Raw genomic sequence first — 16,103 nt, forward strand, 5'->3', positions numbered from 1 at the left:
TAACCTTAAAAGAATTAATCATGACTTTCAATAAATATATATTATTAATTGCGATTTGCATTTTAGGAGGATTTAGCGCCTGCAAAAAAGACCTCGGTAATTATAATTACGATGAAATAAACCAGCTTTCATCCGTTAATGGAATTGCATCCGATATAACAGCCATATATGGTAAACAGTTTGTTTTAAAACCAGAACTAAAATTTACACAGGATGCTGGAACAGATGAATCGAAATACAGCTACGAGTGGTCTTACATCGGGCCAAATGGTTTAGGCGGATCTAAACTTTTTACCCTGGCTACAACAAGAAACCTCGATCTTAAAATGACCATTGTTGCAGGGAGTTACTCATTTTATTATGCTGTAACGGATAAAAATACTGGTGTAAAATTCAGATATCCTTTTACCTTAAAGGTTGTAAATGAAATAAACGAAGGATGGATGCTGATGTGCGATGTATCCGGCAAAGCAAGGGTTGATATGCTATCGCTCAATACCAGCGGTGACTTCGATTTAGTTACAGATCTATTGGCCACAACAGGTTCGGACCTGAAACTGGATGGAAAGCCTGTTATGACCTATACTTACAGTACTGGTCTTTTAATTGGCCCTGATGCCATTAGTTACGGCGTTTATTTTGGAACGGATAAAAGTACTCAAAAAGTAGATCCAAATACATTTAAATGGACCAAAACAATGGGGTTGACTTACGAGATGTTTGGGAATATTCCTGAGGGTTTTTATGCTGATGTAATAAAACAACGGGGAGGCGGGGCTTCGTATATGATTGGAAAAGGTGATGCTTACTATTATGAACGGGTACAGAATATTTATTATTCGGCTCCGATAAACTATATTGCTATAGAGCAAAAAGGATTTAAAGTTGCTCCTTTTATAGCCGGAAATCCGCAAGTTGTTTCCAATGCCCACGCAATCTTTTATGATATTACCAATCGCAGGTTTGTAAAACATGCGGGTACATCTGCAACCTGTACTACATTACCCGATCCGCCAGATGCGCAAAAGCTTTTCAGCTTTACAACCGGCATGGATTTAACTTATATGCAGTGGGTAGCATTTAACGGAGGAGAAGTATTTAGCATACTTAAAGATCCTAATTCAACAAAAAGATATTTAGCCAGATTTAACAGCGCCAATAATGCCCAATCCTACTACAGCGAAATTTTAGCGACCGATTTTGCTAATGCAGAACAATATGCGATAAGTCCTGATTTAGGCTACATATTTTATAACGTTGGTGCTAAGGTTTATGAATACGATATGTCTTTAAAAACCACAAAACTGATGTTGGATATGGGGGCTAAGAAAATTTCTCTCCTTCAGTTTTATGAGTTTAAGAGTACCACAAAATATAAAGATTCGAATAAGTTAATGGTTGGATCTTACGATGCTGCGTTAACCGAAGGCCAGAATGGAAGCCTTGGCATTTATACAGTTCCACCTGTAAATGGAGACCTGGTTCTTTATAAAAATTATAGTGGTTTCGGAAAGGTAAAAAGCATAACCTACAGAGAACGTTAATCAAAAATCTTGCAAAAACATACAAATAAACCCAATGAAAATGAAAAAATTATTAAGTGCCGGTCTTTTATGCCTGGCCTCATTAACTACTATGGCGCAATTGCCTGTAGAAGTAAAAGGATTGTTAAAGAAAAAACGCCTTTCTGCCGTTAAGCTTTTTAAAGTGAAAGATGGCAAGGCAGTAGAAATTGCCAATACTACACCAGCAGAGAAAGGACAGTTTGGTTTTCTTTTTTATCCCGAATACGAAGGCTTGTACGTAATTGGTACAGGTAATGAAGGTAGCCCGAATGATAACTATAAATTTTATTTTAAAGGTGGCGAAGAATTATCAGTAAGCCTTTTAGATTCGAGCTATGTATTAACAGGTAAAAATAATTCGAAAGAAAATACGGTACTTACCCAATGGCACGATTTGACCCATCCTTTAGAACAAAAGGCCGTGAATTTTATGAAAGTTCAAAGCACTTTTGTTGATTATTTCCCTGAGCAGGAAGAGATTGTGGCTAAGAGCAAAACTTTTTTAAATGGAAAAACTACTGGAAATGCGAAATTCGATAAAGAAGTTAAAAACATTATGGCTTGGGATTTAGCATCTTATGCTACTAACTTTCTAAATACACCAAGAAGTGCACACCCTTCTGTTGAAGAATACAGTAATTTTTACAGTACACTTAAAACCGGCGATTTTGCGAAAACAACAGCAAATGTTTACCGCTATCCCTATGGCTTTAGAACTTTAAGCGGGCTGATCAGCCTCAATATGCGTCAGGAAGCTAAGGCTTATAAACGAGGTCCGGAAGGAGTAGATTTAATGACTTCTTTTGTGCCAAACGATACCTTAAAGGGTGATATGATTTTAGATAATGCAGCAGGTTATAAAACAATTACCGAATACGAAGCACTAATAAAAGGTAGGGAAAAATACATCCTTACCAAAAGACAGGCCGATAGAAGTGCAGCAATTATGAACCCTTTATTGACTTATAAGCCCGGTACTGATGCTTTTAAATTTGCATACGAAGATAAGAATGGAAAGCAGGTTACGATGGAGAGCTTAAAGGGGAAAGTGGTATTGGTAGATGTTTGGGCTACCTGGTGCGGACCTTGCAGAGCTGAAATTCCTTATCTGAAAAAACTGGAAGAAGAAATGAAAGGAACCGATGTTCAGATTATCAGCCTATCAACTGATGCGGTTAAGGATAAAGAAAAATGGCAAAAAATGATCAAAGATGAAAATCTGGGTGGTTTACAACTTTTTGCCGGAGGACCTGAAAACGAATTTTCAAAATATTATAAAGTAAATACCATACCGCGTTTCCTGGTTTTCGATAAGCAGGGAAAAATTGTGACCGTTGATTCTCCGCGTCCATCTAACCCTGAATTAAAAGCATTATTGCAAAAAACACTTGCCAACTAATCATCCCTGATACTCCGGCTATAAATCAATAGCCGGAGTCATTATTGCCTTAAAATATCTGATATGAAAACAATGAAAACATTGTTAATAGCTACGCTTTTGCATTTTTTTTTACCTAAAGCTTATAGCCAGAATGATAGCATTCAGATTTCTGGACGCTTAAAAGGGCTGGGCAATAAGTCGGTATGGATTTCTTTTGCAGATGATGCCGGGTTATCAAGGAGCTATAAAGCCAATGCCAATAACGATGCTTTTACCTTAAAAGTACCGCGTTTACAAAATCCGGCCATTGCCCGCTTCGATGTCTCAATATCAAGAACCAGCACCAGGAATTCAAATCCTGCACCCAAACTAGATCTGTTCGTTTTTGATCGGGATATCAGCATAAAGGGCGATGCGCTATTGGTTCAGTTTGCCGATGTAAATGGCGATGAAGAAAATAATGCATTGGCGGTATATAAGCAACTGGTAAAAAAGGGCGAAATGCGTAATTACGAGATTATGCAACAGCTTTTTAATGAAGAAAAAATCACCAGTTCTGCAAATAAAGAAGCCTTAATGGCAGAGGCTACAGCCATCAACAGAAAACTCGTTAACGTAAAAAGAGATTTTGTTAAAACGCACCCCAATGCTTTTGCCTCAGTGTTTTTATTAACGCGAATGGAAAACCTGTATACGGCTGGCGATTTTATTTCCACGTGGAACAGTCTATCGCCCAAATACAAAAATCATCCCGTTGCCGAAAAAATTAAAGCTTATATCAAAAAAATAAGCACCACGCCAGAAGGCGCTGATGCCATTGGTTTTCAGAAAACCGATAACCATGGAAATACCATTAGTCTGGGCAATTATAAGGGAAAAACTGTACTGCTCGATTTTTGGGGCAGCTGGTGTGGCCCATGCCGGGCAAGTAATCCGCATTTAAAAGCATTATATGCGAAGTATCAGTCAAAAGGTTTCGAAATTATCGCCATTGCACAGGAACAGAAGAAGGATCTTGAAGAGGCACGCAGCCTTTGGCTTAAGGCCATTGAAGAAGATGCACTTCCTTATATCAACGTACTTAATAACGAAGATATAGATAAGCAAAACCTGGTAAAAGATTATAACATCATGGCTTTTCCGACCAAAATATTGGTGAGCAACGAAGGCAAAATATTAATGCGCATTACTTCAAGCGCCACTGATGACATTGATCGTGCCCTCGAAAAAATTTATGGATTTTAAATCTACCTATTCAGCTAAAAATGAAAATTAAAGCAATACTATTTCTTGGGTTTTTGGTTTGTTCGCTCCAGCTTCGGGCGCAGCAGGCCAGCACACTCATTGAAAGCATGAATCAGATGTTTGCCCAAAAGGCCATTGATCCGGTTAAAACCATGTTAAGCGGCAGTTTTTCAATTGCGGCCTATACAAGACCTTCGGCCGACAGGATGTTAAAGACAATACTGGAGCGCTATCCGTGTGATTCGATTCAGCTTAAAAGTGAAACTAAAGCAGGCGAAATGACCCGCTTAACCATAGTACCTTTTAGTAAAGGAAAAGCAGGTAAAGAAAGCAGCATTTACACTGATGGAAGCTATAAGCTGCTGTACACCGATATTTTCGACCAGCTTTACGGCATGAACCGCTATAAAAAGTCGGTACTGGTCGCCAAAATCCCTTTCGAGGTCGAGAATGGCTCGATTATTTTAACCGTGAAAGTTAATACCAGCGAAAGGCCGCTAAAGCTCCTTTTTGATACGGGTGCCGATGGCATGGCCATTACCAAAGCCCTGGCCGATTCGGTAGGCATTAAAGCCAGTCGCCAGCAAAATACCTCGGTAGTAGGGGGTAATATGAATATTTCTGTTTCAGAAGGGAATACCATCAGGCTCGATACCTTTGTGCTTAAAAACCAGAGTTTTGCTATTTTTCCTGAAATGCACAAGGGAAGCGATGGCATTATCGGCAACAGCATCGCTAAAAACTATATCACCAAAGTAGATTTCGATAAAAAAGAGCTTTCGCTTTATACTTTTGGCGATTATACCTATCAAGATCAGGGCATATCGGTGCCGGTAACCGTCCCGGCAGGTTTGTTTATTATTCCAGGCGAGGTTAGCGTTGTACCCGGACAGGCCAATACAGGCGAATTTGTTTTCGATACCGGTGCGTCTTATAATCTCATTTGCTTCAGACCCTTTGTAAAAAAATATAAACTATTGGTAAGTGGTTTTAAACCCGAATATAACGGTACAACCACCAGTATGGGCATGAGCACACCAACCTATAGCGGCCGTGCAGCGTCGTTTTCTTTTGCAAGTATGCCTAAGCTAACCGATTTTCCGGTTACCCTGATGGCGGGAGGTGGTCAAAGTGAGAACTGGAACCCGGGTTTTGACGGATCTATCGGTATCAGAACGATTGGACGTTACAATTTCACCATTAACATGCAGCAGAAAGAAATTCATTTCGTACCCAATCATACCTTTAATTTTCCGCATGATTTTGTTTTGGGCGCTTACCTTTTTGGTTTCGACGCTGACGGGAAATTAAAGTTGCTCAGTGTAGTAAGTCCTGTAGAAGGCGAAACCCTGAAAGCCGGACAAATTATCGAGAGTATTGATGGTGTTGCAGCAGCAACGCTGCTTAAAGACAACAAAAAAATGCTTGCCGTTTTAGGTGCACCGGCGGGTAAAATCTTCAAAATTGCCTACACCGCCAATGGAGCGAAACAAAATATTTCAATAACCAAAAAATAGATTTATGAAGAAACTAATTCATACCCTTTGCCTTTTGTTAACCGCAATAGGTTGCCTGGCACAAAACCAATCCTTAAACAGTGTATTGAAACAGGCTAAAAAAGAAAACAAGCTCATTTTTGTCGATTGTTATTTCACCGGCTGCATTCCTTGCGCCCAAATGGACGAAAATGTTTTTCCCAATGCGTTGGTTAAGGCAGAAATGGATAAAAATTTTCTAATGCTTAAAGTTGATATTTTTAAAGATAAACTGGGCGATACTTTAAAAGTGCAACATATTTTAAATGGTTTTCCAACCTTTTTAGTCTTAAACGGCGACGGAAAATTAATCAGTTCCTCATCAGGATATAAAGATCCGGGTAATCTGATTGCTTTGTTTGCTGATGCCCGCCAAAAGGCTACACAGCATAAATTTTTGTCGGGATTTTCTACCAGCTATAACGAAGCAAAATATCCGGCATTTTACGTAGAATTCTGCAAAACGCGTAAAGGAGTAACTGGCGAGACCATTGCTGCCTATACCGATACTTTAAAAAACTTTAAAGCCGAAAATGCCTTATTGCCTTATTTGGTTACCAGATCGGCTGATGAAAAAGCTATTGAAACCATTTTTGCCGATTATAATGGATTTGTGGCACTTTATGGTGAAGAGGTTTTGCAACCAGTAGTGGATAATGGATTAAATCAGAAACTCGCTAAAGCAATGAAAACAAATTCAGATCAGGCCGCTTTTGATGGATTTTTGGCCAACCAGAAGAAAAATTTTTCTGATAAAACCTGGAAAATATGCCTGCAAACATTGGGCAGCCGGTACTATCTGGCGATGAAAAAAGATACCGTAGGTTTCCTGAAGTTTTCGATCAAAAATCCGGTTTTATATCAGTATCATTTCAATGCACTTTACAGCACTTTGCTAGCTAAAAAGGGCTTCAACCCTGAAGTAAACAGGCTTTTCTGCCAGTGGGCCGATGCTATTGTTACCGAAAACAGCGGACTCGAATACATGAAAACCGCGGCGGCTGTACATCGGCTGGCCAAAGACGAAGCAGGCTATAGCAAATTTGTAAAAATGGCAGCGGCTTATACGGCCAGGTATCAAATGAAAGCAGAGCCTGTTGAGATTTCATCTTCAAAATAAATAAGAAATTACATCATGTAGCAGTGGTGGAATGTTTAATAGTTAATGATCGGAAGGCTTACCTGGATGGGTAAGCTTTTTGCTTTTGTTTATATAATGGTTACATTAACTTTAATTTGTTTTCGGCCAAAAAATCTACTTTTGAATTTTTACCAAAAATAAATAATATGAAACGCGCATTAATTTCGGCCTGTATGGTTTTCATGTTTAGCTCTGCTTTTGCCCAAAAATTTAACTGGAACAAAAATCAGGTAATTGCACACCGCGGTGCCTGGAAAAAGAATAATTTCCCTCAAAATTCAATCGCATCGTTAAATGAGGCGGTAAAACTGGGCTGTTATGGATCAGAGTTCGATGTGTGGATGACAGCCGATCAGGTTTTGGTTGTCAATCACGATCCTGAATTTCAGGGATTGACGATTGAAAAGGTAAATTATGCCGATCTGCTCACCAAAACCATGAGCAACGGCGAAAAAATTCCCACTTTAGAAGCTTATTTGCTAGCCGGCAAAAAACAAAAAACAACCAAGCTTATTCTGGAGATTAAACCATCCTTAATTAGCAAGGAGCGTGGCATTGAAGTAACGAATAAGTGTGTGGAAATGGTACAGAAACTCAAAGTAGTTGAGTGGACTGAGTACATCAGCTTCGATTATGATTATTGCAAACGCATTTTAGCCCTGATGCCTAAAGCCAAGGTAGCTTACCTGAAGGGCGATATCAGTGCCGAACAAATGAAAGCTGATAAGCTGACTGGTGTAGATTACCATTACAGTGTTTACCAAAAAGATAACTGGATAGAAAATGCACAAAAACTGGGTCTTACAGTAAATGCATGGACGGTTAATACGGTACCTGAAATGCAATGGCTTCTGGCACACCAGGTAGAATATATTACCACCAACGAACCGGAAATACTTTTCGAAGAAATTAAAAAAACACCTTTGGTGAGTGGCTGGAAATTAAAATGGAGCGATGAGTTTAACGATACTGGTTTGCCATTAAGCAAAAACTGGAGTTATGATGTAGGTGGTAATGGCTGGGGCAATAAAGAATTACAGTACTACACCGATGCCGACAGCACCAATGTAGTTGTTAAAAAAGGAAACCTGAACATTACAGCAGTAAAAGCCGATAAAGAAAACAATCATTATACCTCGGCCAGGCTGGTAACTAAAAATAAATTCGATTTTAAATACGGTCGGGTAGAGGTAAGGGCTATGTTGCCGAAAGGCAGAGGTTTGTGGCCGGCAATATGGGCACTACCTACTGACTGGAAATATGGTAACTGGCCAAAAAGCGGCGAAATTGATATCATGGAACATGTAGGTTATGATCCCGACAGTGTGCATGGTACCGTGCATACCGAAAAGTTTAACCATGTAATTAAAACCCAGGTAGGTAAAGCCTTAAAAGTAGCAAACCCATATACCGAATACCACGTTTATGCGGTTGAATGGTTTGCGGATAGAATTGACTTCTTTATTGATGATCAGAAATACCTCACCTTTAACAATACTAAAAAAGGATCGGGCGACTGGCCCTTCGATCAGAATTTCCATATTATCTTAAATGTAGCCGTTGGCGGCGGCTGGGGCGGGAAAAAAGGAGTAGATGATACCATTTTCCCTGCCACCATGAAGGTCGATTATGTAAGGGTTTTTCAAAAGTAATGAGGGATAGCGGTTAACTGGTTAATTGAATTACCAACTGAGAATTGCATTATTGTTGGAACGAATAGCTTACCCAACTTCGGGCCAGAAAATTGGTAAACTCAAAATTACAAACTGCTAACTGGAAATTGCCAGCTGAAAACGATAACTTGCGGTATCTAAGCTATATTGTATAATTTATGGACTCACGTAGAGAATTTCTAAAAAAAGCGGCCTTGTTTGCCGGAGCCACTGGCATGGCCAACACTTTGCCCAGTTCGGTACTAAAAGCCATGGCCATTAACCCAGAGCCTGGTACTACATTTTACGATGCCGAGCACATTGTTTTCCTCATGCAGGAAAACCGGTCTTTCGATCACATGTTTGGTAAAATGAAGGGTGTACGCGGATTTAACGATCCACACCCTCACATCCAGCCCGATGGAAATAAAGTTTGGCTGCAAAAAGATGGGCAAGGTTACACCTATGCGCCTTTTCATGTCGACATTAACAAAACGAAAATTACCTGGCAGGGTGGTTTACCGCACTCCTGGAACGACCAGGTAGCAGCACGCAATGGTGGCCGTTACGATAAATGGCTGCCGGTTAAAACCCCTATGACTTTGGCTTACTATGATCGGAATGATATTCCTTTCTACTATGCCATGGCCGATGCCTTTACCATTTGCGACCAGCATTTTTGTTCTTCGTTAACCGGAACAACGCCTAACCGGTTATTCTTTTTTACGGGCACTGTTCGAGGCGAAAAGAGTGCCAACCGTGTTGCCGTAGTTAATAACGATCAGGCCGAATCGCAAAATAATGTGTTTGTAGATTGGCCAACTTTTCAGGAAACCTTAGAAGACAACGGTATCGATTGGCGCATTTACCAAAACGAACTCTGGACTTCTAAACTGCCTGAAGGCGAGATAGATGATTGGTTGGGGAATTATGGCGATAATCCTGTCGAATATATCAGCAGACACAATGTAAAATTGTCGGCCTATTTTAGAAAAAATGGCGATAATACCGTTAAACCGGCCTTAACAGCCAAAGAAGTCCAAGAGAAATACGATAAACTTTCTCAAAAGGAAAAAAATCTGGTCGATAAAGCCTTTACTACCAATATTTCTCAAAAAGATTATCTTGATCTGGAACCATTTACCTTTAAAAACGATCAGGGAGAATCTGAAACCATTAACATTCCGAAAGGCGATATTTTTCACCAGTTCAGAAAAGACGTAGATAGCGGTAAATTGCCTGCTGTTTCATGGTTGGTGGCACCACAACGCTTTTCTGATCATACCAGTTCACCTTTGTATGGTACCTGGTATGTAAGCGAGGCTTTAGATATTTTAACCAAAAACCCGGAGGTTTGGAAAAAAACGATCTTTATTTTAACCTATGATGAAAATGATGGTTATTTTGATCATCAGCCACCATTTGTTGTCCCAACTCCAAATGACCCTTCGACTGGAAAAGTATCAGAAGGGATCAACTTTGCTACTGATTTTGAAGGCAGAAAAGGAAGCCCTATCGGTTTAGGGTACCGCGTTCCGCTTGTGGTGGCCTCGCCGTGGAGTAAAGGTGGTTTTGTAAATTCGCAGGTTTTCGATCATACCTCGTCAATTATGTTTATGGAAAAATGGCTGGCGAAAAAAACAGGCAAAGCCGTAAAAAGCAATAACATAAGCGATTGGCGCAGGAATATCTGTGGCGATTTAACTTCGGTATTCAGGCCATACAATGGAGAAGCCATCCACTCGCCCGATCCATTAAAAAGAGAGGCCGTAGTGACCAATATTGGTAATGCCAAAAACAAACCTGCACAGGTTGGACCAACAGCTTTGAACAAGGCGGAAGTGGCTAAAATCAATAAATTCGAATCGTTTTCAGCTGAAACATCAAGCCATGCCCCGCGGCAGGAAAAAGGTGCTAAACCTGCTTGTGCATTGCCTTATCATTTAATGGTCGATGCAGTTTTGATTAACAATAGCCTTGAACTAACCTTTCAATCGGCAAAAACTTTATTTGGCAATGCTATCGAAACCGTTGGCGCGCCATTTAACATGAATACCATTGCTAAATTTAAAGGGGTTGCAGGTAAAACCTGGGCTTATGCTGTGAAAGCTGGCGATGTTTTAAAAGATAACATTGATATAGCCGATTTCGATAACGAAGTTTACGATTTGGCCATAAGCGGTCCGAATGGTTTTTACAGGAGTTTCACCGGAAGCAAGAAAAATCCTGCTCTTGCAGTAAAGGTATATCCCGAGCAAAGTGGTCTGGTTACTAAAAAGCTCAGTGGCAACCTCGTATTTGCGATTGAAAACAAAGGTACGGCCGCCATTACGGTTCAAATAATCGATAATAAATATAAATCGGCTACCAAAACGGTAACTATTAAGCCAAAATCAGACGCCAATGTGGTTTTAAATCAATCAAAAAGCGCAAATTGGTACGATTACAGCATTGTACAGTCAGGTAATACGGTATTTAAACATCGTTATGCCGGAAAAATAGAAACCGGCGAAATTACCCAAACCGACCCTTACATGGGCAACGTATAAATATCCCCCAAAACGGGGGATGGCTTTTGAAAGAAATTATGCTTATTTTGTATTATATGTGCAGTAAACTGTCTATAATTAAGGTAAGTTTCATAATTTCTTTCATTTTGCTTTTTAGCTTAAAGCTATCTGCCCAAAGCTATAACTTTACAAATTACAGTCTTAAAGATGGCCTGCCGCAATCGCAGGTAATGGTAATTTATCAGGCAAAAGACAGAACGCTTTGGCTTGGAACTTTTGGTGGTGTAAGTAATTTTGATGGCAAAGTATTTACCTCTTACAGCAAGGCAGAGGGGCTGAGCTCTAATTCTGTAAACAGTATTGTTGAGGATAATGAAGGGCGAATGCTTTTTGGTACCGAAAGAGGTATCAATATCTTAAAAAAGGGAAAAATAAGCACCTTATACCTGGGCCAGGTAGTTACGCATTTGCTTAAAGATAAAAAGGGGGTAGTTTGGGGATTAACGGAACGTCAGCTTTTTAAGGTTGTAAAGGGAAAACTCATATTTTATCCTTTTAAAAACAAAAAAATAAGCACCATTAAAGCAGACAGGCATGGTGATTTATTTGCTTTGATTTCAGGAGAAGGTATTTATAAGCTTAATGGCGATAAATGGCAACTTAATCAGGCTTTGCCACATGAAATGCAGGCCTTTGCTATCAGAGAAATCCTCTTTGATAAAAAAAACGATAACAAGATCTATTTATTAACCTATCAAAGGGGTGTTTATATACTCGAAAATGGTGCGACCCAACTCTTTTTTCAAAGTCAGGATATTGATACTTACTATTCTTTAGAACAAGATAGTAAGGGAAATATGTGGGTGGGCAGCGAAAGGGGGGCTTACCTTATTAGTAGAGATGGTACAATCATCAAATTTAACGGAGAAAATGGCCTTAGCGATAATCAGGTTGATAAGATTTTCAGTGATGCAGAAAATAACATATGGATATCGTGCTTTAGTGATGGGATTTACAAATATGAAGGCGATGCTTTTATTCGCTACAATACATTTAACGGGCAGAATGTTGCCTATCCGATAAGTGGCATCGCGGCCGATAAAAACGACGGTTTATGGATTGGAACTTATAACCGCGGGCTTTTTAAATACGACGGTAACCAGCTGGAAAACATCAACCTGCCCGATTTTATGGGCAAAAAAATATATTTTGTTTATGCCGATAAAGCTAAAAATATTTGGATTTCGGTATACAATAACGGCGTCTGGAAATACAATGGAAAACAGTTCATTCAGATATTAAAACCCGATCGTTTCGATAACAGCTCTATCGTTGAGGATTTAGAAGGGGGCATCTGGATCAATGGCCCGATGGCGTCAACATACCTGAAAGATGGTAAAACACAGAAAATAACTGGTTTTGATGGTTATTCTTCGTGCATTTATCCTTTGAGTAAGGATAGTATATTACTGGGTACATCGAAAGGGCTTACGCTAATCAGAAATAAGAAAGCGGATCCTTCATTTAAAATTAAGCAGCTTGATAATGTCTATATTTTAAGCATAATTAAGCATGGAGATAATTTGGTATTTGCCACGCTTGGCGATGGCATTGTAACCTGGAACGTGAAAACAAAAGCCATTAAGCGCTATGTGGTGGCCAATGGCTTAAATTCTAACGACATTTATAGCCTGGCAATTGATTATAGGGATCAGCTTTGGGTAGGTACTGGTAGGGGAATTAACAAACTTACTTTCAACAAGGCCGAAAATGGTTATACTGTTTTCAGAGATCATCCCCTTATTGTAGAGTGTAATCAAAATGCCATTCTACCTTATAAGAATAGCATTTTGGTTGGTACCATTACAGGTCTGGTACGGTGCAAGGTACTTACAGCCTTAGAAGCGAAAAAAAATCCCTTTATTCATATTCAGGAGGTTGGCATATATCATAAAAATGATCGCTCTAAAGATCTCTCTCTTGATCTGAACGGTCGTGGCGATAAATTTTATAAACTCAACTATAGTCAAAACCACATTTCAATTAGTTTTAAAGGGGTTTACCTTACCAGTCCGGAAAGTGTACTTTACCGCTATAAACTGGTTGGGGCCGATAACGATTTTAGTAAACCAGTACCCAATACCGAAATCGAATATTCGGCCATTAGGCCCGGAAGTTATACTTTTCAGGTATACGCCATTGCAAATGGTCAGCAATCCAACATCGAACAATTCAGTTTTACCATTGTGCCTCCATTTTACGATACCATTTGGTTTAAGGTAATGGCATTTTTGGTGATGATTTTTTTAATCTGGCTAATTTTCTACCTGATTTTTAAAACCCGGGAGCGGAAGAAATTTCAGATGGAAAAACTGAAGCTAAAAGAGCAGGAAAAAATAAGGAAACAAACTGCTGAAGATTTTCACGATGATATAGGCAATAAGCTTACGCGGATTAATGTCTTATCCGAAATTTTAGATAAAAAAGTAGATGGTTCCGAAAAAGAGCAGAAAGAGCTGATTAAAATGATCAGGGAAAATGCCAGCCTGCTTTATACAGGTACAAAAGACATTCTCTGGGCACTGGATCCGCATAGCGATAACCTCTTCGAAATATTGGTACACATTAAAAATTTTGGGATCGATCTTTTTCAGAATACCGGAGTAGAATTTAAAATGGAAGGGGTATTAAGCGAATACCAGAAACTACATTTATCGATGGAGTTTAACCGTAACCTGACGCTTATTTTTAAAGAAATGCTCAATAATGTATTAAAACACGCCAATGCGAGTCAGGTGCTGATTATGGTGATAGAAACAGACCACAACACCATCAATATCTTAACTACTGATGATGGTGACGGTTTTGATCTCGGATCGGTAGAGCGGGGAAGAGGTTTAAATAATATTCAAACACGCTGTAAACGCATTAAGTCTACCTTCGAAATTTCGTCAATTAAAGGGAAAGGCACTACCACAACAATTTCTACCCGAATTCCTGTTACAAAATGAGCTAAAAAGCATCTAAATAAAAATACCACCACAAAATGAGCCAAAACTTACGAATCGTATTAATTGAAGATGATGACATTATAAGAATGGGTTACCAATCATTATTAACCGATGTACCTGAGTTTTCAGTTATAAATGCTTATGGCTCCTACGATTTAGCCAAAAAACAACTGGAAGCCGATCAGCCTGATGTCATTTTACTCGATATCCAAATGCCGGGCACTAGCGGTTTACAGGCCTTACCCTTTATTAAGAAGGCCCTCCCAAACGCCCATATCATTATTTTAACGGTTTTCGATTCGCCTGAGCTTGTTTTCGAAGCTTTAACAATGGGGGCAGGGGGCTACCTGACTAAAAATTCGAGTGCAGCAAAAATTATCGATGCTGTTAGGGAAGTAAGTACCGGCGGTGGCGCAATGAGTACCAATGTGGCCAGGATCGTAATGCATTCTTTTCAAAAAAATCTCGATTCGCCGTTAACTAAACGCGAAACAGAAATATTGGAGCGCATTGCGAACGGATTAACCAAGTCGCAAATTGCAAACGATTTGTTTATAGACCAGGAAACGGTAAGGAGCCACGTTAAAAATATTTACATCAAACTGGATGTAAATTCAAAATCTGATGCCATTAAAACAGCTAAAGAAAGACGGTTTATTTAGCCGATAACACATTTTAAATAAAAAATAATGCTAAAATCACCCTTTTTGGGTGATTCTTCGGGTTCAATTTCGGTTTAATTTTACATCATACAATTAAACAAGGAAATGAGCCAATCTGCCAAATCTTTTTATGTGCAAGTTAAGCAACTAAATGATGCAGAGCGCTACTATGCCAATTGTTTAGGTATGCCTACCGAAGCCACTATGATTTCTGCAAAGGAAAAAGGGCTGCTGGTAAGAGTCGATCAGGATACCCATATTTTTCTTTCGGAAGAAAAACATCAGAACCAAACCCGTAAAATAGTATTAACCAGCGATGATTGCTTAGAAGATTATTGCAGGCTGAAAGCGCGTGGCGTGGTTTTTAAAAATGCACCGGCTTACCTGAGCGAAGGTTTAAGTGTCGAATTTTCTGATCCTTATGGTAACGATTTTACCATTTTGGAGCAACGTAACTATAATGAAGACTAAGCCATGAGATACGTAAAGGAATTAAGCAACAGAAATAAGATTGTAAGTGAAAGCACTTGCGAAGCCTTATACGAGCAGCAGAACGATGCTTATACCATTAAATTTGTTTTTAATGGTGCAGAAACCTGCGAAATCAATAAACGCAAATTAAATATTTACCCCGATACTTTTGCGGTGGTAAATGCAGGGAGTAATTTTAGCAGTAAAATAGATTCGATTAACCCCGTAAATACATTTGCCGTTTCGTTTGGACAGAATTTTATCAGTGATTTTCACCATAGCTTTTCACATAGTGAGGAAAGCCTGCTTGATGGTAAAAAGACTGACGAAATGCCGGGTTTTATGGAGTCTTTATATCCTTTTGCCGGCGATATGCGGTTTAATGTATTACATCTTAAAAGCCAGTTGGATAAAGGTTTAAAGGATGAAATGCTCATTAATGAGTATTTATATCACTGCCTGCTTAACTATTATAAAATTTACGATAAAGAGGTTGTTCAGAAACTGGATAAATTAAGCTTTATCAAAACAAAAACGCGTCAGGAAGTTTTAAAAAGGTTAACGCTGGCCAAAGAATACATTAGCAGTAACTACAACCAGAATATTACGCTCGAGCAGATTGCAGAGCAAGCCTGTTTATCGGTTAACCATTTGCTGCGCACTTTTAAAGAAGCTTACGAGATTAGCCCTTACCAGTTTTTAATGCAGCTGAGGCTAAACCGCGCTAAAAAACTATTACAAACCACCTCTTATTCTCTAAATGAAATTGTAGGCTTGGTTGGGTTTGAATGCCCAAGTTCATTTATCAGGTTATTTAAACATACATTCAATATTACCCCTTTAAAGTATAAAAAGAGTAGGTTGAATTAAAATACAAATAGTGATTTCTGCATATTTTGTGTATACAGATGAAACTATTTTTGAAGCTCT

At 39.1% G+C, this 16,103-nt stretch carries 11 protein-coding genes; all 11 read left to right on the plus strand.

Features of this window, described 5'->3' with window-relative positions:
- Positions 1 to 20: 20 nt before the first annotated feature.
- Positions 21 to 1,544 (plus strand): PKD-like family lipoprotein, encoded by a 1,524-nt coding sequence (locus BLR37_RS09070; RefSeq protein ID WP_167356571.1) that lies wholly within the window; start codon positions 21 to 23, stop codon positions 1,542 to 1,544.
- 40 nt (positions 1,545 to 1,584) lie between these two features.
- Positions 1,585 to 2,964 (plus strand): TlpA family protein disulfide reductase, encoded by a 1,380-nt coding sequence (locus BLR37_RS09075; protein WP_052266334.1) that lies wholly within the window; start codon positions 1,585 to 1,587, stop codon positions 2,962 to 2,964.
- A gap of 63 nt (positions 2,965 to 3,027) precedes the next feature.
- Entirely contained in the window at positions 3,028 to 4,191 is a 1,164-nt protein-coding gene (locus BLR37_RS09080; RefSeq protein ID WP_090767434.1) for a redoxin family protein, read from the plus strand.
- 20 nt (positions 4,192 to 4,211) lie between these two features.
- Positions 4,212 to 5,708 carry a retropepsin-like aspartic protease gene (locus BLR37_RS09085; RefSeq protein WP_090767437.1) on the plus strand — a complete coding sequence of 499 codons (1,497 nt, stop codon included), beginning with the start codon at positions 4,212 to 4,214 and terminating at the stop codon, positions 5,706 to 5,708.
- A 4-nt stretch (positions 5,709 to 5,712) separates the two neighbouring features.
- Complete coding sequence (locus BLR37_RS09090) at positions 5,713 to 6,846, plus strand: thioredoxin family protein (protein WP_090767440.1); 1,134 nt, start codon at positions 5,713 to 5,715, stop codon at positions 6,844 to 6,846.
- Between the two features lie 167 nt (positions 6,847 to 7,013).
- Positions 7,014 to 8,519, plus strand: a complete 1,506-nt coding sequence (locus tag BLR37_RS09095) for a family 16 glycosylhydrolase (protein WP_090767896.1) — start codon at positions 7,014 to 7,016, stop codon at positions 8,517 to 8,519.
- Between the two features lie 179 nt (positions 8,520 to 8,698).
- Positions 8,699 to 11,068 (plus strand): phosphocholine-specific phospholipase C, encoded by a 2,370-nt coding sequence (locus tag BLR37_RS09100; RefSeq protein ID WP_090767443.1) that lies wholly within the window; start codon positions 8,699 to 8,701, stop codon positions 11,066 to 11,068.
- 107 nt (positions 11,069 to 11,175) lie between these two features.
- Positions 11,176 to 14,040 (plus strand): ligand-binding sensor domain-containing protein, encoded by a 2,865-nt coding sequence (locus BLR37_RS09105; RefSeq protein WP_167356572.1) that lies wholly within the window; start codon positions 11,176 to 11,178, stop codon positions 14,038 to 14,040.
- Positions 14,041 to 14,075: 35 nt separating this feature from the next.
- Positions 14,076 to 14,702, plus strand: coding sequence for a response regulator transcription factor (locus tag BLR37_RS09110; RefSeq protein ID WP_090767453.1), 627 nt, complete (start codon positions 14,076 to 14,078; stop codon positions 14,700 to 14,702).
- Positions 14,703 to 14,807: 105 nt separating this feature from the next.
- Positions 14,808 to 15,173, plus strand: coding sequence for a VOC family protein (locus BLR37_RS09115; protein ID WP_090767456.1), 366 nt, complete (start codon positions 14,808 to 14,810; stop codon positions 15,171 to 15,173).
- A gap of 3 nt (positions 15,174 to 15,176) precedes the next feature.
- Positions 15,177 to 16,043 (plus strand): helix-turn-helix transcriptional regulator, encoded by an 867-nt coding sequence (locus BLR37_RS09120; protein ID WP_090767459.1) that lies wholly within the window; start codon positions 15,177 to 15,179, stop codon positions 16,041 to 16,043.
- Positions 16,044 to 16,103 lie beyond the last annotated feature (60 nt).

Source organism: Pedobacter soli, assembly GCF_900101435.1.
Classification (GTDB): domain Bacteria; phylum Bacteroidota; class Bacteroidia; order Sphingobacteriales; family Sphingobacteriaceae; genus Pedobacter; species Pedobacter soli.

Coding starts and splice junctions, on each gene's coding strand:
- BLR37_RS09070 (WP_167356571.1), top strand. CDS start 21: ATGACTTTCAATAAATATATATTATTAATTGCGATTTGCATTTTAGGA.
- BLR37_RS09075 (WP_052266334.1), top strand. CDS start 1,585: ATGAAAAAATTATTAAGTGCCGGTCTTTTATGCCTGGCCTCATTAACT.
- BLR37_RS09080 (WP_090767434.1), top strand. CDS start 3,028: ATGAAAACAATGAAAACATTGTTAATAGCTACGCTTTTGCATTTTTTT.
- BLR37_RS09085 (WP_090767437.1), top strand. CDS start 4,212: ATGAAAATTAAAGCAATACTATTTCTTGGGTTTTTGGTTTGTTCGCTC.
- BLR37_RS09090 (WP_090767440.1), top strand. CDS start 5,713: ATGAAGAAACTAATTCATACCCTTTGCCTTTTGTTAACCGCAATAGGT.
- BLR37_RS09095 (WP_090767896.1), top strand. CDS start 7,014: ATGAAACGCGCATTAATTTCGGCCTGTATGGTTTTCATGTTTAGCTCT.
- BLR37_RS09100 (WP_090767443.1), top strand. CDS start 8,699: ATGGACTCACGTAGAGAATTTCTAAAAAAAGCGGCCTTGTTTGCCGGA.
- BLR37_RS09110 (WP_090767453.1), top strand. CDS start 14,076: ATGAGCCAAAACTTACGAATCGTATTAATTGAAGATGATGACATTATA.
- BLR37_RS09115 (WP_090767456.1), top strand. CDS start 14,808: ATGAGCCAATCTGCCAAATCTTTTTATGTGCAAGTTAAGCAACTAAAT.
- BLR37_RS09120 (WP_090767459.1), top strand. CDS start 15,177: ATGAGATACGTAAAGGAATTAAGCAACAGAAATAAGATTGTAAGTGAA.